We start from the raw sequence: 857 nt of genomic DNA on the forward strand, positions 1-857 counted from the left end.
GCTGGCAAAGGAACTGCTTGAGACGCTCGGCGAGGAATACCGCGCGGTGTGCGCGCGATACGCGGCAATCGACAAGAAGCTGTTGGCCCATCACCGCAAGGACGAGACTGGACAGCGGCTGGCTGCGATGCCCGGCGCCGGGCCGGTCGTGGCGAGCCTGCTCGGCGTCAAGGTCACTGATGCGACAGCGTTCGGCTCGGGACGCGACTTCGCGGCGTGGCTGGGGCTGACGCCGAAGAACCATTCGACCGCCGGCAAGAACCGGCTGGGGGTGATCACGCGGGCCGGCGACGAGATGCTGCGGCAGGCGCTGGTGGTGGGCGCGACGGCCCACATCCAGCAGGTGCGTCGCGGCCGCGCCAAGGCCTCGCCGTGGCTGGCGGCGTTGATTGCGCGCAAGCCGCCGAAGCTGGCGGCTGTGGCGCTCGCCAACAAGACCGCCCGCATTGCCTGGAAGATGATGATCACCGGCGAGCCGTACCGTTGCGGCCTGGCGGGCAACCTGACGCCTCCTCGCCGCCCTCAAGGCCGCTTCGCGCCGCCTACGGCGGTGGCCTGCGGCCAGCCCTGACCGCGGCTCAGCACGGCGCTGACATGCCCGGATAGGCCGCAACGGAGGAACACCGAACACAAGCTCTTGCAACGGAAGGAAGATGGCGTGATCGATCGATCCGTGACGCGCGAAACTCCGAGGGATCCATTGGCCAACGAAACCGCTGGCATGATTGGAACGGGCGTCGCGAACCCCACCTTGGCCAGCGGCCGCAAGGACCGTGCTCAAAGGCCGGACATATGGACGCAAGCGATCGAAAACGACGCAAAACAACCGTTGCAGGCAGGGCGCCGTCCACATATGG

General features: G+C 67.6%; 2 protein-coding genes. Both read left to right on the forward strand.

Going from position 1 to position 857, the window contains the following annotated elements:
* On the forward strand, window positions 1–571 hold a 571-nt coding region (locus NKI18_RS33320; protein ID WP_353022087.1), incomplete at its 5' end, for a transposase.
* Window positions 572–658: 87 nt separating this feature from the next.
* A partial coding sequence (locus NKI18_RS33325) for a hypothetical protein (protein ID WP_352542976.1) occupies window positions 659–857 on the forward strand: 199 nt, incomplete at its 3' end.

Source organism: Mesorhizobium sp. M0800 (assembly GCF_040320095.1).
In the GTDB taxonomy this organism is placed as follows: domain Bacteria; phylum Pseudomonadota; class Alphaproteobacteria; order Rhizobiales; family Rhizobiaceae; genus Mesorhizobium.